We start from the raw sequence: 17,167 nt of genomic DNA, 5'->3' as shown, positions 1-17,167 counted from the left end.
ATCGATACAGGGATGTTGTAAATGGTTCTTCGCAAGATGTGTTTTAACGCTGCTTCCACCACGTCTATCGCTACGGCGGTAGTACTGGGATTGAGTACTTCTTCTGCTTGGTCGGCCGAATACAAAGACCACGTGGATGATAAAAAGTCTAAAGTCGATAGCACGAGTAAATCTAATGATGAGAAGCAAGGCTTTATTGCTCTGCCAATTCCTATGTCAAACCCCACGCTAGGCACGGGTGTTCAACTTGTAGGTCTCTACATGCATGCCAAAGAGCCAGACTCTAAGGCGCATAATGACACGTCGGGTATCGTTGGTATGTATACGTCGACAGAGAGTTGGTTGATTGGTGCGTTCCATGATGGCGCTTTGAAAGATGACTCGGTGCGCTATACGGGCGGCATCTTTCACGGTGATCTTAAGCTCAAATATTATGGAGACGGCAACGACCCGATATTTGCGGACGACCCGTTGAAATACGACATGACGATGAGTGGTGTCATGCTCAGAGCGCTGTTTCAAGTAGCAGGGTCAGATTGGTACATCGGTCCCCAATACAATTACATGCAGACCGATATCTCGTTTCGTGAGTTCAACGATTTTTGGCCAGAAACGGAGCAAGTCAAGTCCGGTGGGTTAGGCGCAGTTATCCACTACGATACGCGTGATGATAACTATTACCCAACTCAAGGTTGGTACACTCAGTTTAGCTATATGGATTATGGCCATAATTGGGGTGGTGATGGTGACTACAACATAGGTAAGTTGTCGACCAGCAATTACTGGAGTGTCAGAAACGACTTAGTGGTTGCATCAAAACTGACCGCAATGACCAGTGGTGGTGAAGTGCCATTTTATGAAAAGCCGACTCTGCAAATGCGTGGTTTTAACCACGGTCGTTATCGAAATGACAATATCGTTCAAGCGCAGTTTGAGGGGCGTTGGACGTTTATGCCACGCTTTGGAGCGGTTGGCTTTGTTGGCCTTGGTAAAAACGCAGAGGCTGAACAAGATATTTTGAGTCAAAGCACAGTGGTGACTAAGGGTATTGGCCTCAGGTGGCAGCCTGTAGAGCAGAAAAAAATGAACATTCGCCTTGATTTGGCGCGCGGCCCGGAAGAAAGCACACTGCATTTATCTGTTGGCGAGGCGTTTTAGAACAAGGGGGAGCTCAGCTCCCCCCGTTTGTTTTCGTTGATTAGTTTTCTTTGATTAAGCGCTCATCGGAACGAGAACCAGAGTACCGATGATGACAGTGACTAGGCCAGCGAGAACGGGAACAGACGTACGTTTCACCACTTCAAATGGTGAGATTTGAGCCATACCAGATGTTGCAACAATCACGCCTGATACCGGTGAAATAGTGCGACCTAGATTGGAAGCTTGCAGCATCGGAATGATCAGAAATGCTGGGTTTAAACCCATCTTCGCTGCAAGCGATGGTGCAAGTTCAACAAAGGCATAAAAAGGCGCATTACCAGAGCCAGTCGCGATGGCGGCTGCCACGGTCAGCCCGGTTAGGATAAGCATTAGGGCGATACCACCGGCACCAGCTTTGTCTGCCAAGTGAAGCAGGTTATCAATGGCGCCAATTGACATCAAACCTTGCGCGAATACGCCAGCAGCGACTAACAGCATCACGACCCCTTTAAATGCATCAGCCATACCTTGATAACAAGATTCGAGGTCGTCCAAAGTCTTCTTACCATTAAAACGCTTGGTTACAAAGTCGACCAACGCTCCCAAGAAAATGGAACCGACAACAATAGTATAGATATCCAGTGATAGTCCCGGAATCGTGCGGCCATTGAATAGAAATACGCCGATAATTGGTAAGAATGGCAGAATACAGTAGAACGCAGGTGCATCCACTTTCATCTCTGACACGTCGACTCGTTCCATTGGTGTGTTTTCTCTCTTGTCCAGATACTTGTTCCAGAAAAACGCAGCCGCAGCCATAACAATAATTGCACAAATTGAAACAGGTAATACGGTTTGCACCGCGAAAACATCAAGAGCCAATCCAGACTTTTCTGCAGCAATGACAACGTCACCAGAGGTAGGTGAAAGGATAATCGCTGCCGGAGAGGCACAGACGGCGACAGCGGCAGGACGAGAAATACCCATTGCTGTCATCATTGGGAATAGGGTTGCCATTAAAAGTACGCCAAGCCCTGTTGCTGAGCTTACAGCCAGAGACATAAGACACGCTACGACGTATGCCGCAACCAATAGAACGTAAGGAGAGGTAATAAATGACAGTGGTTTAGAGAACTGCTTTACAACGACATTATTAGCGCCAATATGCGTCATGTAAGAAGCAAAACCACAAAGCAGCATGATTTGCATACCTAGGCCGCCACCACGATACTGCAGCATGTATTTCACATACTCTAGTGAATCTGTCACCATATTGCCTGTTGACGTTAGTTTAGCTGGCAATACAGAATGACCAAGCAGGCCAGTTAAAAGTAGCAATAAAATACCGGCTGTCAGTAGCACACCTGCCGGCTTGTAGCCTTTTACGATAAAGTAGCCAACAGTGATAGTCACCACTAAGCCGATCATCAGTTCTAACATAAATCTCCCTTGATACTGTTAAAATGCATGTCTATTTATTTCTAAATGTGTCAAGAACTCTACCGTTTAATAGTCTGTGGCACGACAGTAATACGCCGAATTTCTGATCTAGAACAAACATTATTTTTTGGCGCTAACAGGGTGTTTAATATTGGTTAATTGGTAATTGTATGGTTGTAAATATTGTTGTTTGGTTGGTCGGCGAATGTTTTAACTGATTCGATATTGGCGCGTTATTGAGCGGTTTTCGAGTTTCTCGTATTTGACATGTGTTTTGTGAGGAGACGTTCTTCGAACCCTAGAAAAGGGCGAGTTGCTTAGTAAATTACTCGGCTACAAGAGTTGCAATTCGGAGGATTGTGGACACAATAAAACGGGTACCCCACAAAAAACTATAACTCCAAAATAAAACGACCACTTAAGGCTGTTCGAAACCATGTATCACTCCACAATTAACCTCTTAGATGTTCGAGCATTTGTCCTAGTCGCCAACTTGGGCAACTTTACCAAAGCGGCAGAGGCTCTGGGGGTGTCGCGTTCCCACGTCTCAAGGCAAATCCAGTCACTGGAAAAGCAGATGGGGGTAACCTTAATTGTTCGTACTACACGTTCGATGAAACTGACGACGGCGGGAGTCGCGTTTTTGGCGTCGTGTGATCAGGCTCTGAATAGTATCGATAAAGCTGTGCATAACGCGGTCGACGACATTGAAACGATTCGCGGAAACATCAAAATTAATTGTGTGGGTGGCTATATCGGTGAAGAGATGGTGTCAGAGTTTGTCGCGACATTCCTATTGGCGAATCCAAATGTGACGATTGAACTCGACTTTTCCAGTCACCGTGTTGATCTCCTTGAAGAGGAGTTTGACTTGGCTATTCGAATGGGAGAGTTAGCAGATGCCAGTTATGTGGCACGCCGCCTAACGACCATCGAAATGCAGACGCTGGTAAGCCCGGAGTATTTGGCAAAATCAGCGCCTTTGACTCATCCAAAGCACCTAAAATCTCATCGCTGTATCACAGGATCTGTGACCAAGTGGCGTTTTGAGCATGTGCAAACTAAAGAATCGGTCGAAGTGCCCGTTGAAGGGGTATTGAGCAGTAAAAATGGTCGAGTGTTGATTAATGCAGCTAAGCAGGGACTCGGGCTGATTAGGGTTCCCCGTATCTACTGCGATAAAGAAATTAAACAGGGGCTACTTGTTCCTGTGTTTACTGAATGGCAAGTCAGCGACGTTCCTTTGTCAATCATCTATCACAAAGATAAGTTCCAACCAAATCGAATTAGAGCGTGTATTAGTCACTTAATTAGCGCATTTAGCAATGATGAGTAAAATTGGAATAATCGATATCACGACTATGCTTACTTATTGATTGTCATATCATATTGTCTGATAAACAGAGTGATAGGCAAAACCCTTTGCATCAAAAGCTGCATAGTGTCGTCAAGCAAGCGGTACTTTGTACTTTAGAAGAGTCACTTGGCATCCATTCCAAGTAATAATAAAAGAGAAGTTAGATGACGGCTTCAGCAACAGGCGTCGAGTTCATCGATGGAGCGGTATCATGGTTCGCAGCTTTACCGCCGATTGCCATCCCAACCGCAGGTTGAGTTTGCACAACGTCTTGTGTGTGCAGCAATTCCACAATGGAGTTAGCTTCGTATTTATCCAGAATTCTTGACTTGTAAGTACTGATTGTTTTTGCACTTAATGACAGGAACTCAGAGATCTGTTTGTTGGTGTAACCTTTCTTCAAGTAGTTAAAGACGACAGTTTCTCGCTGAGACAAGACGATATTGCGGCTACGCTGCTTGTAATCCGTCTTAAAAAGATTATACCCGCGCATCACTCCGGCAATCGCATCGCGAATCAAAGCAGTGTCTTCTGTTTTACTGATATAACCGTTAGCACCAAGTTTGTACGCGGTTTCCGAGTATACAGGATAGCCGTAGCTTGAAACGAAGATAGCCTTACCTTTATAGCCCGTAGCATAGGCTCGGCGCATTAATTCGAAACCATCGGCTTCAGCTAGGTTAACATCGAGGATGATCAATTCGATATTGCCAGTTTTAACCAGGTTCAGAGCAGTGTGAATGCTGTCTGTTTGGTGCACCAAGTTCATGTCATCAATACTGGTTACGATCTTGGCAATCGACTCCCTCACGATAGGGTAGTTGTCAATGATGAGACAATCTTTGCTGTTTGGATAGAGCATTAACTTAACCTTGCAAAACAAGTGAATAACAAAAAATGAGCATTGAGAAGGGCGCATCCACGTTGCTTGTAGGTGTCACCAGGACGAACCCGTGACCGATTTAATTCATGGCTCAAATTAACTAATTCAAAAGTATATGAAACAATTGAATGAAAGTCTGGAAAGACGGAAATTCCAATTGGAATAGTGTCAGAATTCTCAAAAGCCAATTAAAGATCAGAACCTTGATAGGTGGCAATTGCGATTTTTTGTCGTGTTAAGAACAAAGAGTGTTTGACAGGACCTAGGTGTCCTACAGAAAAGTAGGGAAGTAGCTCTATCGATAATGAAAATTTAATACATTAAAGTGTGATTTGCGTCTTGTTTTTTTCTTTTTTAGGTATAAAATTACAACCATATGAAAGTTAATTACATATCTATCGGAGAACGATCATGAGCTACGAACTAGGTTCAGCATATGTTGGTCAATTGGCAGCAAAGAAAATGATGGATGACATGCTTTATGGAAAAGCACAGCCTAAGAAAAAATCATTCGTGAAGCGAATGATGAAAAAAATGGTTAAGTAATGGATTCTAAAAAAGAAGGCTCGCACATTGCGAGCCTTCTTTTTATCATCTAAACATAGGCACATTAGAGGCATATTTCTATGCACCTCTTAATTTATAGGACATTGATTAAGAAGCGTTTTTCTCTCCAAAATCAACAACATTATCTGGCGTTTGCATAGGTGCACGGCTTTCAAGCCACTTCTCTAGGTTGTCCGCACCGCCAATATACTCACCCTCCAACCAGATTTGTGGCACCGTCACAGGGGTTTTTAGGCCAATGTGCGCTTTAACTTCTGGGATCATTCTATACAGTGCCGCACTGTCCTTGACGACATCGTGATAGGTGTATGGAATGCCGGCATCATCAAGCAACTGTTTGGCTTTGACACAATATGGGCAAGTGGCTTTGCCGTAAACGATATTGCCTTGCAGCGTATCGCGCTTTGTCCACTCTTGAATTACAGATTGCACCAACACGCCACGGTTCAATGCTTCACCTTGGCTGACGACTTTTCCTTCAACCATCAAAATAGGAGCATGCCAAGAGCCTGCTTTTAATGGCTCCCACCAGTGTGACAGCCAGTCTTTAACCTCGAGTTCGATTGGGATGCCGTCAAGTTCATTGGCAAAGGTATCGGTTAAGATGTCTTTTGTTAAAGTACACTCACCACATGGGATGTTAACTTTAAACGGTCCCCAGTTTCCTGCCCAACGGTATAAAGTCAGTTTGATCGGTTGTGCCATGTTCTTCGCCTCTTAATTCTTCCATTTAATAGAGTAGAACCTTGAATACGGGTTTTCATTTCAATCAGGGCAAATTATTTTTTGTCGCGTTTGGATGTTTCCCAATGAGTAATGAAAGCCACTGAAGCTATGATGATCGCAGCACCCAACCACAGCCGCCCCGGTGGCGCCCAGCCAAATACTATCCAGCCGGCGAGAACATTCATGGGTAGTTTTGCGTGATCAAAGGGTTGAACAAATGATGCATCGGCCACCGAATACGCTTTTACAATTGCCCATTGTGCTAACGCAGTCAAAGCGCCCGCACCGACAAGCAAAGCCCACACCCAACCTGTGGTGGGTAGTGACCACTCTGGCAGTGCCAAAAACAGGTTAAATGGTGTGATGAGCAGCAGCAAATACACCACCATGGTTGAGGGTGAATCATCCGAGGACAAGTGTTTGACCATCAATGAGTAACATGCCCAAAAGAAAGCAGCGCCAACTGGGAGTAGCGTCGCCCAGCTAAAATCGTCGGCCCACGGCTCGAGAATGATCATCGCACCAATAAAACCAAACAGTGTTGCCATCCAACGTGCCGGTCCCACTTTCTCTTTGAGAATCAGCCCTGAGCCCATAGTTGCAAATAGAGGCGATGTCATAAGCAATGCGATACCTTGCCAAATAGGTACCGGATAGGCTAACGCCCACATCCAAAGTTGGATCCCCACAACCGAAAGAAAAACTCGAAATAGATGCTTGGAAAAGTGCTGAGTTTTCAATGAATGCCTAAACCCAAGAGAGGTGAGGTAAGGCAAAATCACGAAAAACGCGATGGCATATTGAATAAGTGCCACCATGGTAGATGGCATGCCATGACGAATACTGACGACTTGGGCAATGTTATTGACCAAGGCAAAGGCTGCGCCAGCGGCCAGCATCCAAAGTGCGCCACGAATAGGATGGTGATGTGAGCTCATAAAGTGTTTTGGTAGTTTTTTCCGCATGTTACTACGAATGTTAAGAACGACCAAGCGAGAGAGAGTATCAAGGAAGGTGAAGGGAGCCGGCAAATCCAGTGCGGTAGATCAATTAAATATCCGAACGTTCAAATGATGTTCAGTCCAATGTTGATTTTTTATGCTAAATAAAGGATATTTATGCCAAATTTTATGCTTACCTAAAACATAATTATGAATACTCATACTGAAGCAGCCTCAAACGCGTCACAAGGGACGAAAACCTGGCAAATGCCAGATACCCTTATTCTTATTTTTATCGTCGGCATCCTAGCTACATTGCTGACTTACTTCGTCCCAGCGGGTCATTTTGATAGTCAGGAAGTGACTTACCTAGTGGATGGTGCAGAAAAAACGCGCACCGTAATCGACCCACACTCATTTGAATACGCAACCGATGAGAATGGTGATTTGGTCTACAAATCTGTTGGACTGTTTGCCTCTGGTGGTGGTATTGGCCTAATGAACTTTGCCTTTGAAGGCTTAGTGTCTGGCTCAAAGTGGGGATCGGCGATTGGCGTGATCATGTTCATGCTGGTAATCGGCGGTGCGTTCGGCATTGTGATGCGCACAGGCACAATCGATAACGGTATTTTACGACTGATCGATAAAACCAAAGGCAGTGAAGCGCTGTTCATTCCCGTTCTGTTTGGCCTATTTTCTCTGGGCGGTGCAGTCTTTGGTATGGGTGAAGAGGCAGTAGCATTTGCTATCATCATCGCCCCATTGATGGTTCGTTTGGGTTATGACGGTATTACTACGGTCATGGTAACCTACGTAGCGACGCAAATTGGTTTTGCAACGTCATGGATGAACCCTTTCTCTGTTGCAGTAGCACAGGGTATTGCGGGAATTCCAGTGCTCTCTGGTATGACGATGCGCATGGTGATGTGGGCAGTGTTTACCGTGATCGGTATTGTGTTCACTATGGTTTATGCTTCTCGCATTAAAGCGAATCCAGAGCTTTCATACAGCCGTCGTACTGATGTTTACTTTAGAAAACAATCGGATACCGTTAAAGAGTCTCGTTGGGATCTGGGTGATACGCTAGTATTGCTTACCGTTGTTGCAACGACAGTATGGGTAGTATGGGGCGTGGTGATGCACGCTTGGTACATCCCTGAAATCGCTTCTCAGTTCTTTACTATGGGTTTTGTGGCCGGTCTTATTGGTGTGTTTTTCCGCTTAAACGGTATGACGCTAAATGACATGGCTGATGCCTTCAAAGAGGGCGCAAGCATCATGCTTGCACCGGCAATCCTTGTTGGGTGTGCAAAAGGCGTATTGTTAATTTTAGGTGGTGGTACAACAGACGAGTCTAGCGTCCTAAACTCTATTCTAAACAGCGCTGGTGGCATGATAAGCGGCCTGCCTGATGTTGCCGCTGCTTGGTTAATGTATGCATTCCAGTCGGTATTTAACTTCTTTGTGACGTCAGGTTCTGGTCAAGCTGCACTCACCATGCCGCTGCTGGCACCTTTGGCAGATATTGCCGGTGTGACACGTCAAGTTGCGGTACTGGCATTCCAGCTTGGTGATGGCTTTACTAACGTTATCGTACCAACATCAGCCTCCCTGATGGCAACGCTTGGTGTGTGTCGTATTGATTGGGGTGACTGGGCAAAATTCTGTTGGCGCTTTATACTGCTGCTATTCGTTTTAGCAAGTTTTGTGGTTATCGGTGCGCACCTCGCTGGATTCGCGTAACCTCAGACACTTAAAGATTTAAAAAAGCGGGCATTGTCCCGCTTTGTTTTTTTATTGGGCGAAAAGATGCAACAACAGACTCAACAACACATCAAACCAACTTATCCAACCATCACATCACTTGATGTCGATACGCTTCCTTCTGGTGAGCACCGGTTTTGGTTTCAAGTTTCTACCAACGCGATGGGCGTGGGTATTCAGCTGCCCGTTATCGTCATAAAAGGCGAAAACCCGGGTGCTAAGTTTATGATCACCGCTGGTGTGCATGGTGATGAGCTCAATGGTATTTTAACGGCTCATAAACTTGCTAGAAAACTGGAAGGCAATGTGGATGCGGGCGTCGTTACGATCGTGCCTTCTGTGAATATTCCTGGCATTTTAAGTCACAGCCGTGATTTCAGCTCGTCTGATCCGGACGCGTCACCCGTCAACCTCAATCGCTTCTTTCCTGGCAAAGTCGATGGTGATGCGGCAAATCAATATCTCTACCGTCTTTGGAATCAACTGCTGAAGCCCAATGCTGAGTTTGCCATTGATTTGCATACTCAAACCCGAGGCGCTACGTATCCTCTTTATGTGTTTGCTGACTTTAGGCTAGATCCTGCGCTGGAGATGGCTCGCTTGATAAAACCAGACGTAATTCTTAACGATCCGGGCGACGCAGGTGTACTTGAAACGGTATGGAATAGCTCGGGTGTGCCGAGCATTACTATTGAAGTAGGGATGGGTAAGGTCACTCAGCCTGAGCTCATTGAGCGAACGGTTGAAGGTGTTAAACAGATACTAACTCGTCATGGTTTAATGACAGGAAGTGCGCCAGAAGTGCTAGCTTGCGCGGTAGAAGGGCAGAGCATTACTACCGTACGCGCACGCCAAGGCGGGTTTGTTATCCCTCAGGTAGAGTTATTACAACAGGTGGAGAAAGACCAGTTAGTAGCAACGCAATACGATGCTTTTGGTCAAGTACTCGATCAATATTATGCACCTCATGCCGGTACAGTGCTCAGCTACAACGTGGATAGCCTACGTGATCCGGGCGCTTTGGTTGTTCGGTTGATCCAATAGTTGTAAGCACGATAGCCAAAATCAAGACAAAAAAAACCTCCCCTAGTTTCGCTCTGGGGAGGCAAATAGTGACCACTTATAAAGTCCCTTCTGCCTAGAGTGTGTTTATCAAGTCACCTTCTCCCTCTAAAAAAGCAACCCGACCAACACCGAGACCGATAAGTGCAAATGCTGCCAGCATTTGTCCCTACTACTAAAGCAGTAGTCGTGCCAAAAGTGATTCGATTCATAAGATATTGATTTTATTCAGTTCTAACTAGAGTTGGCTTGACTGGATATCGACGAGTAGGTGTGGGCTGGTGCATTTGCACTAAAATAGGGAAGGCTGAGCGAGATGCTCAGCCTTAAAATACGGAAGCTATTTAGCTATTTAGCTATTTAGCTATTTAGCTACTTTGCTAGGTCTCTAGATTCCTAAGCTCCTAGCCAAAGCGTTGGCAGTGGTTTAGATGCAACGTTACGCCATTAGAAGTCGTAACGTACACCAAGTCGCATCGAGTGCTCTGCATCAACATCGTTCAACTTAGCTGATTCGCCCTTCTTCAGGTTGTTCAGCTTGAACGCGAGGTAAGTACGTAGGTTGCTGTTGAACTTGTACTGACCTGTTAGCTCGTAGAAGTTGGTTTTCTCTTCGCCAGAGTTAGCATCCGCTGAGTCTTTTTCTGTATTTTGGTAAGACGCCAGTAGCGAGAATGTATCGGTGACACCATACGCAGCAGAAAGCTCCGTACCCTTAAAGTCTGTGTCTTTTTTGTCGTCGAGTTTACCTTGGGTGTAAGTCGCGCCTAGCTCAAGGTCACCGATAGCATAGCCAAGACCCGCGATTGTCTGCTTAGCCGTGCCATTGTCAACACCACCTACTTGGCCGTTGCCGTTCTGTGCGTAACCAAGACCAACAGAAAGACCAAATGACGTTTGGTACTTAGCAGCAACACCTGCGCCATCTTCATTCTTGCCAGAACCAAGAATTGCAGACGCTTCAACGGTTAGGGCATCCATGAACTCGCCAGAGTATTTAACAACGTTGTTGACCTGCTCGTTCCCCGCGTTGATGAATTCTTTTTGAATACCAGTGTAGATCTGACCGTTGTCAGACATTTGAGAAATGATCACGCCAGCAGTGTCTTGTTTACCAAATGAAATGGCACCAAACTGTGTATCTAGACCTGCAAACATGTAGCGCTGTTTGAAGTTGGTTTTGTTACTGTCGGCAACGTTTGTGCCATCGTCTTTGCCAGCACTGTTATTAACTGCATGCTCAACTTCATACTTGCCGAAACCGGTTAGGTTTTCAGAGATCTCGGTTTTACCTTTGATGTTTAAACGAGCACGGCTCTTATTTTTCATTGAACCATCGATTTTCTTGCCGCTGTCATCACCGCCAAAGTCGCCACGAAACTCCATACGACCGCCAACTTCCAAAGAAGTGCCTTCGCTGTTGTAAACTTCCGCCGCACCTACCATGCCAGACATCAATGCTGAAACAATTGCACTTGCCAATACTGCTTTTTTCATTTTCTAAATACCTTGGTTATCAAAAGTGAGGTTATGTACTCAAAGTTGAGGCTAAGGTATGCGGCGTTTATTAAGCTTATATTTCAGTTTGATTAAGAGAAAAATACATATTAAATATTGTTTTCAATGTGTTATGCATTGTGAGTTGTTGTTGTAATGAGGTATTGAGGAGGGTTGTTACTGATGCTTGTGATTCGAGGTTGGCTGATTATATGCTTCCCTTTGTATGGTTTTGCTTTAAATGAAAAATGCCCGAGAAAATCTTCTCGGGCATTGGTATGAGGAAAGTATAGGCCTTACTTTAGAAGTTGTAGCGTAGGCCTAGACGTAGTGAGTTGTCGGCATCTTCAGCCAGAGTTGAGCTATCTGCTTTCAAGTTATTGATTTTGTAAGATGCGTAAGTGCGAATACTCTTGTTGAAATCATAACGCGCAGTCAGCTCTACAAAGTCATTGGTGTTAGTCTTATCACCATTGTCTGCTTTTTCTTCTGACTTAGCGTAGGCTGCGATGACACGGAAACCGTTGCCAAATTTATAGTGACCAGCGAGTTCAGTACCTGTAAACTCTTTTGCGTCAGTACTAGTTGCTTTGTCGTTGATGTCACCCTGAGTGTACGAACCCGCAATGTAGAACGAGCCAATCTCATAACTTAGGCCGCCAATAAATTGGCTTGAACTGCCGTTATCTTGACCTAGTGTTTCGCCAAGATCACCAGCGGAGTAGCCAAGACCGATACCTAGGCCGATTGGCAGCTGGTAAATACCAGACAGACCGTAAGCGTTGTTACTTTTCTCGTCACTTGCCACGAAATCAGCTTCAACCACTAATGCATCCATAAAGTCGCCAGTGTACTTGATGGTGTTGTTAACTTGCTCATCACCCGCAGAGATGAAGTCTTTGTTCGTGTTCGTGTGCGTGCCGATATCCGTCATTTTAGATACCTGAACGTTAGCGGTATCTTGCTTACCGAATGAGAACGCACCAAACTGAGTGCCAAGACCTGCATACATGTAACGCTGCTTGAACTCTTTGGTTCCTTCGTTACCCGAAGAGTTACCAACCGACTGCTCAGCCTCGTAAAAACCGAAACCCGTAAGGTTGTCAGAGATTTGGGTTTCACCGCCAACATTCAGACGAAAGCGAGATTTATTGTCCATAGTGCCTTCTAGCTCTTTACCAGAAGATGTACCTTGAAAGTCACCACGAAACTCAGCACGACCACCGACTTTTAGAGTCGTACCGTCTTTGCTATACACTTCAGCCGCCAGAGTTGAACCTGATGCCATTGCTGCAACCACTGCACTCGCTAGAACTGCCTTTTTCATTTTCTCTTTACCTTTTTGTATGGATGACAAGACTTCATGTCTTTGTTTGGTTGCAGATAAGGTATGGTTTTCTTGTGACAGATAAATGTGAGTTATATTACGTTGTGATTTAAATGAAGTTTTCTAGTGAGTGAAGTGATGGTTGATTTGAGACAAAAGAGAAGGGCGAGTGAACTCGCCCTTATGTATTGGTTAACCCGGTGGGTTAGAAGTCGTAACGTAGACCTAGACGTAGTGAATTGTCTGCGTCTACTAAAGCCGGTTGCGTATCGCCAATCTGATCACCAGCCTCTAGGTTGTTAATCTTATAAGTGATATAGGTTCTTAATGAGCTATTGAAGTAGTAGATACCCGTCAGCTCATAGTAATCACTGACATCGTATTTAGCTGCGCCAGACTTATCGATTTCACCTTTTTGGTACCCAACTAGGGCTTGGAAGTTGTTTTCAAAGAGGTAATGAGCAACGAACTCATAGCCAGTGAAATCGTTATCGCCAGAGGCTTTTTTCGACCCTTCACCTTGCGTATAAGTTGCGGCTACATAGAGGCCTTCCCATTTGTAGTTTAAGCCGCCGATGAACTGTTTAGAGTCTTGATTACCATCGTTCTCATTGGCGGCATAACCCAAGCCAACACCTAGACCGAATGGGAATGTGTAAAGGCCTGAAAGCGCATAACCATCTTCGTTTGATTCACTTGATGCTAACAAACTAGCTTTTACAGACAGAGCATCCATGAAATATCCGGAATAGTTGATAGCGTTATTGATTTGCTCGTCACCCGCTTCAATATAGGTTTTTTGAATACCACTGTGCGTAGAGACATTATCTGACATTTGCGAGATCTGGACAGTTGCTGCATCTTGCTTACCAAAGGTGACAACATTGTTCCCAGAGCCTAAACCAGCGTACATGTAACGCTGTTTAAAAGTAGGGTTTTGTGAGTTAGAGCCATCTGAATTCACAGTCTGCTCTGCCTCATAAAAAGCAATACCACTCAGATCGCTGGTGATCTGCGTTTCACCACCTACGTTCACACGAACACGTGACTTGTTTTGCATAGTACCATCAAGTTTAGCACCACTGTCTTGCCCCTGGAAATCACCACGGAATTCCGCACGACCACCAATACTTAGAGATGTGCCATCTGAGCTATAAACCTCTGCTGCAAGTGCTGAACCAGAGACGAGTGCTGTTGTAATCGCCGTAGCGATGGCTGCCATTTTCATAATTCTATCCTTTAATTATTTTAACCACTGCAATGTTTCCACTGCGAGATCGCTCCGATACCACTCTAAAAACGATCTACTTGAAGGATAGGACGCCTTTTGAATGTTTCCTCACCGATTGGTGTAAAGTTCCATCTTATCTGTAATTTTGTGATCTGATGCTCATATATCACCCAGTTCATTAGTAGTTTTGTAACTCATTTCTCCAAGTGTGCGTTCTCTAAGTACCGTGCTAGCAAGGTAGGCTCTGATATGTCTGACTTAAACCGTTGTTTTACTGATTCAATAGTTAATTAGACTTGTTTGAAATTTAAACAAATTAGGGTGCGTAATATCACAAAATACACCCTAAAAGATCTAAAATAGCTAAAAATCACTGAGTTGAAGGCTGTTTTTATAATGCTTTATGATTTTTGTTGTTTTCATAAATTGCTGTATTTGTTGGTTTTATTTAAATAGAAAACAGTGTTTTTAATGTTTTACGTCTTTTTATGAAGTCTTTGGGAGCTTTGAGGTTAGAGTGATTCTCGTCATGTTAATCCAGCGTTACATCAAGGTGGGTTGCATGCATGGGTGTTATGTCTGTGTGCGTAACCTCTTAATGAGCGTGATGTCATCCATCGAGATGATGCAAAAAAATTGAAATATGGAAATCCCAATGAACAAAAAATTTATCGCACTAGCAGTGGCAGCTGCTGCATTCGGTACTACTGCACAAGCAGTTGAGCTATACAACAACGACGGTTCTACTTTTACTATTGGCGGTCACGCAACTGTTGGCGTTGCTGGTGGTGACGAAGATAACTTCGCTGTAGACGAAAAATCTCCACGTATCAACATGGAAGCAACTCAAGACCTAGGTAACGGCTTCACAGCTGACGTTAAAGGTGAGTGGGCGCTAAATATGCTAAACGGTGGTGAGAATTCATTCACTACTCGTCTAGGTTACATCGGTGTTTCTCACGCTGATTACGGTCGTCTAGCTGCTGGTACACAATGGTCACCATACTACGCTGCTGCAGGCGTTGCTGACCTGCCTATCGCATTCGCGAACGATTTCCTATACGACAACCACGGTGCATTCGGTACTGGTCGTGCAAACGGTATGGTTGCATACACAAATGGTTACGATTTTGACAACGCTGGTGCACTTAATTTTGGTCTAGCGTGGCAGGGTGACTCTTCTGCTACTGCATTCGAAGAAGTAGACGGTTCTGGTAAGCCAGTAAACACTACTACTGTAGATGTTGAAGATCGTTTCCAAGTTGCTCTAGGCTACGAGATCGTCGGCCTAGGTCTTAACTACGCATACACTGGCGGCGACATCAAGGATGGCGCTGACAAAGAGAAAGCTGAATCTCACGTAGTTTCTGCTAACTACGGTACATACGGCAAAGGTCTATACGTAGCTGGTGTTTATGCTGACAACAAATTCATGAACAATGCTCCTGTTGCTACAGCTGGTAACACAACTGCAACTGGTCTGCTTGAAGACAGCAAAGCATACGAAGCAATTCTTGCTTACGGCCTATCAAACAGTCTAAACCTAAGCATCAACTACGAGCAAGTAGAAGACAGCAAAGCAAGCGAAACGGTTTACTCTACTTCTGCTATCCAAGCTGAGTACGATATTCACCCACGCGTACGTGCTTTCGTAGCATACCAGTTTGACCTACAAGGTTCTGGCGAATACAAAACAGACAAAGACAATCAATACGCAGCTGGCGTACGTTTCTTCCTATAATAGAAACGGTTAGTCTTTTTATTCAGAAGCCCGCTCGTTTGAGCGGGTTTTTTATGTCCCAAAAATAAACTCATAATTACATTAAATAGCACTTACTGATGGCATTTGTAGAAAAAATGCACAAAAGGTAAAAATATCTTACAAAAGCTGGCGTTTACTCAGGTTGCCTCAATTCTAGGGTTTTATGTTCTTGAATTTAAAGAAAAAACATGCCTTTTGGTGGGTTTTTTAACTCTTCATTTTATTTCACGCAACATCGCGGAACTTCCCGTTTAAAGTAACTCCATATCGCAAACAAATGAGCACTCTATCAATAAGAGTGTTCAGAGTAGTGCAATTAACACCCTACTACTTGAGCTTTGCTTTTCACTTGTATGAATAGAGAGAAGCGCTCGGGTATGAAACTGTCATATGGAAGTTATTATGAACAAAACTCTACTAGCTCTTGCTGTTACTGCAGCAGCAATCGGTACTCAAGCTAACGCTCTAGAAGTATTCAACGATGGTACTACAACTGCATCTATCGGCGGCCACGCAACAGTTGCTTTTAAAAGCGACGAATCAGGTAAAAGAGCAGGCGCTGTAGTTCAAAACGAAAAAGCTCCACGTATTAACTTCGAAGCAATCACTGATCTAGGTAACGGCCTTAAAGCTGACATGAAAGGTGAGTGGGCAATCAACATGGAAAACGGTGGCGAAAATGCATTCACTACTCGTCTAGGTTACATCGGTCTTACACACGAAACTGCAGGTCGTTTAGCGCTTGGTACTCAATGGTCACAGTACTACATGGGTGCAGCTGCGGTTGTGGATCAGCCAATTGCTTGGTCAAATGACTTTGTTTACGAGAACCAAGGTAAACTAGGTACAGCTCGTGGTGAAAACCTTGCTGCTTACTCTAACGCGTTCGACTTTGGTGATGCAGGCTCGCTAGAGTTTGGTGCTGGATGGCAAGGTGCTAAGAGCGATGAGGACGGTGTTGATTATGGCGCACGTACGCAAGCTCGCCTAGGCTATAATATTGCTGGCTTCCAAGTTAACGCAGCTGTTAACACTGGTGATATCAAAGAATCTGCAGCATCAGCAACGAAAAAAGCTCGCGCTTACGCAGTATCTGGTAAATACGGTACATTTGGTCAAGGTCTTTATGTTGCTGCAACATACCAAGACGCAGAGAACATGAAAAAAGGTTTCCAGGGTCTAACAGATACTAAATCTATGGATTCAATCCTAGCTTACGCTCTGGACAATGGTCTAAACCTAATCGCAAAGCATGAAGAAACACAAGATGCTGTTCTAGACCTTCGCATGAAGTCTGAGACTTCTGTATCTGTTGAATACCCACTTTCTCCACGTTTCCGCGCATTCACTGGTTATAAAATTGACAACCAAGGTGAAGGTTCTGAGTACAAGAAAACTCGCAACGACGAATTCCTACTTGGTGGTCGTTTCTACCTATAATCACTTAGTTTGATTAGACAAAAGGCGCTC

At 44.6% G+C, this 17,167-nt stretch carries 14 protein-coding genes; 7 read left to right on the top strand and 7 right to left on the bottom strand.

Annotation, left to right across the window (positions count from 1 at the left end; genetic code table 11):
* Positions 1 to 21: 21 nt before the first annotated feature.
* Positions 22 to 1,158, top strand: a complete 1,137-nt coding sequence (locus ACJB0T_RS03760; RefSeq protein ID WP_479292757.1) for a BamA/TamA family outer membrane protein — start codon at positions 22 to 24, stop codon at positions 1,156 to 1,158.
* Positions 1,159 to 1,212: 54 nt separating this feature from the next.
* On the opposite strand, the gene dcuC is transcribed toward ACJB0T_RS03760, so the two are convergent.
* The gene (gene dcuC / locus ACJB0T_RS03755; protein ID WP_479292759.1) at positions 1,213 to 2,580 is read right to left on the bottom strand and encodes an anaerobic C4-dicarboxylate transporter DcuC; all 1,368 of its coding nucleotides are present in this window, start codon (positions 2,578 to 2,580) and stop codon (positions 1,213 to 1,215) included.
* Positions 2,581 to 3,016: 436 nt separating this feature from the next.
* On the opposite strand from dcuC, the gene ACJB0T_RS03750 reads away from it, so the two are divergent.
* Positions 3,017 to 3,916: a LysR family transcriptional regulator gene (locus tag ACJB0T_RS03750; protein ID WP_479292761.1), complete on the top strand. Its 900-nt coding sequence runs from the start codon at positions 3,017 to 3,019 to the stop codon at positions 3,914 to 3,916.
* Positions 3,917 to 4,097: 181 nt separating this feature from the next.
* On the opposite strand, the gene ACJB0T_RS03745 is transcribed toward ACJB0T_RS03750, so the two are convergent.
* Positions 4,098 to 4,799, bottom strand: coding sequence for a response regulator (locus ACJB0T_RS03745; protein WP_479292763.1), 702 nt, complete (start codon positions 4,797 to 4,799; stop codon positions 4,098 to 4,100).
* Between the two features lie 432 nt (positions 4,800 to 5,231).
* On the opposite strand from ACJB0T_RS03745, the gene ACJB0T_RS03740 reads away from it, so the two are divergent.
* Complete coding sequence (locus ACJB0T_RS03740; protein ID WP_479292764.1) at positions 5,232 to 5,366, top strand: hypothetical protein; 135 nt, start codon at positions 5,232 to 5,234, stop codon at positions 5,364 to 5,366.
* A gap of 108 nt (positions 5,367 to 5,474) precedes the next feature.
* Here ACJB0T_RS03740 and ACJB0T_RS03735 read toward each other — a convergent pair whose 3' ends face one another.
* Both ACJB0T_RS03735 and ACJB0T_RS03730 read right to left on the bottom strand, forming a co-directional pair.
* On the bottom strand, positions 5,475 to 6,092 hold the full coding sequence (locus tag ACJB0T_RS03735) for a glutaredoxin domain-containing protein (RefSeq protein ID WP_479292766.1): 618 nt from the start codon (positions 6,090 to 6,092) through the stop codon (positions 5,475 to 5,477).
* A gap of 74 nt (positions 6,093 to 6,166) precedes the next feature.
* Entirely contained in the window at positions 6,167 to 7,051 is an 885-nt protein-coding gene (locus ACJB0T_RS03730) for a DMT family transporter (protein ID WP_479292767.1), read from the bottom strand.
* 270 nt (positions 7,052 to 7,321) lie between these two features.
* Here ACJB0T_RS03730 and yfcC point away from each other — a divergent pair, with 270 nt between their 5' ends.
* Positions 7,322 to 8,797, top strand: coding sequence for a putative basic amino acid antiporter YfcC (gene yfcC / locus ACJB0T_RS03725; protein ID WP_479294523.1), 1,476 nt, complete (start codon positions 7,322 to 7,324; stop codon positions 8,795 to 8,797).
* A 66-nt stretch (positions 8,798 to 8,863) separates the two neighbouring features.
* Positions 8,864 to 9,862, top strand: a complete 999-nt coding sequence (locus tag ACJB0T_RS03720; protein ID WP_479292769.1) for a succinylglutamate desuccinylase/aspartoacylase family protein — start codon at positions 8,864 to 8,866, stop codon at positions 9,860 to 9,862.
* Between the two features lie 465 nt (positions 9,863 to 10,327).
* Here ACJB0T_RS03720 and ACJB0T_RS03715 read toward each other — a convergent pair whose 3' ends face one another.
* The 3 genes from ACJB0T_RS03715 to ACJB0T_RS03705 all read right to left on the bottom strand — a co-directional run bounded on the left by ACJB0T_RS03715 (position 10,328) and on the right by ACJB0T_RS03705 (position 13,932).
* A complete protein-coding gene (locus ACJB0T_RS03715) occupies positions 10,328 to 11,377 on the bottom strand; it encodes a porin (RefSeq protein ID WP_479292770.1) in 1,050 nt (349 codons plus the stop codon).
* Positions 11,378 to 11,678: 301 nt separating this feature from the next.
* Positions 11,679 to 12,704 carry a porin gene (locus tag ACJB0T_RS03710; protein ID WP_479292771.1) on the bottom strand — a complete coding sequence of 342 codons (1,026 nt, stop codon included), beginning with the start codon at positions 12,702 to 12,704 and terminating at the stop codon, positions 11,679 to 11,681.
* A 205-nt stretch (positions 12,705 to 12,909) separates the two neighbouring features.
* Complete coding sequence (locus tag ACJB0T_RS03705; protein ID WP_479292773.1) at positions 12,910 to 13,932, bottom strand: porin; 1,023 nt, start codon at positions 13,930 to 13,932, stop codon at positions 12,910 to 12,912.
* 658 nt (positions 13,933 to 14,590) lie between these two features.
* Here ACJB0T_RS03705 and ACJB0T_RS03700 point away from each other — a divergent pair.
* Positions 14,591 to 15,676, top strand: a complete 1,086-nt coding sequence (locus ACJB0T_RS03700; protein WP_479292775.1) for a porin — start codon at positions 14,591 to 14,593, stop codon at positions 15,674 to 15,676.
* 423 nt (positions 15,677 to 16,099) lie between these two features.
* Positions 16,100 to 17,137 carry a porin gene (locus tag ACJB0T_RS03695; RefSeq protein WP_479292777.1) on the top strand — a complete coding sequence of 346 codons (1,038 nt, stop codon included), beginning with the start codon at positions 16,100 to 16,102 and terminating at the stop codon, positions 17,135 to 17,137.
* The last annotated feature ends 30 nt before the right edge of the window (positions 17,138 to 17,167 follow it).

It is taken from the genome of Vibrio sp. CB1-5 (genome assembly GCF_059412285.1).
The sequence above is the reverse complement of the archived record's forward strand: the minus strand, read 5'-3'. Positions and strand labels throughout refer to the sequence as shown.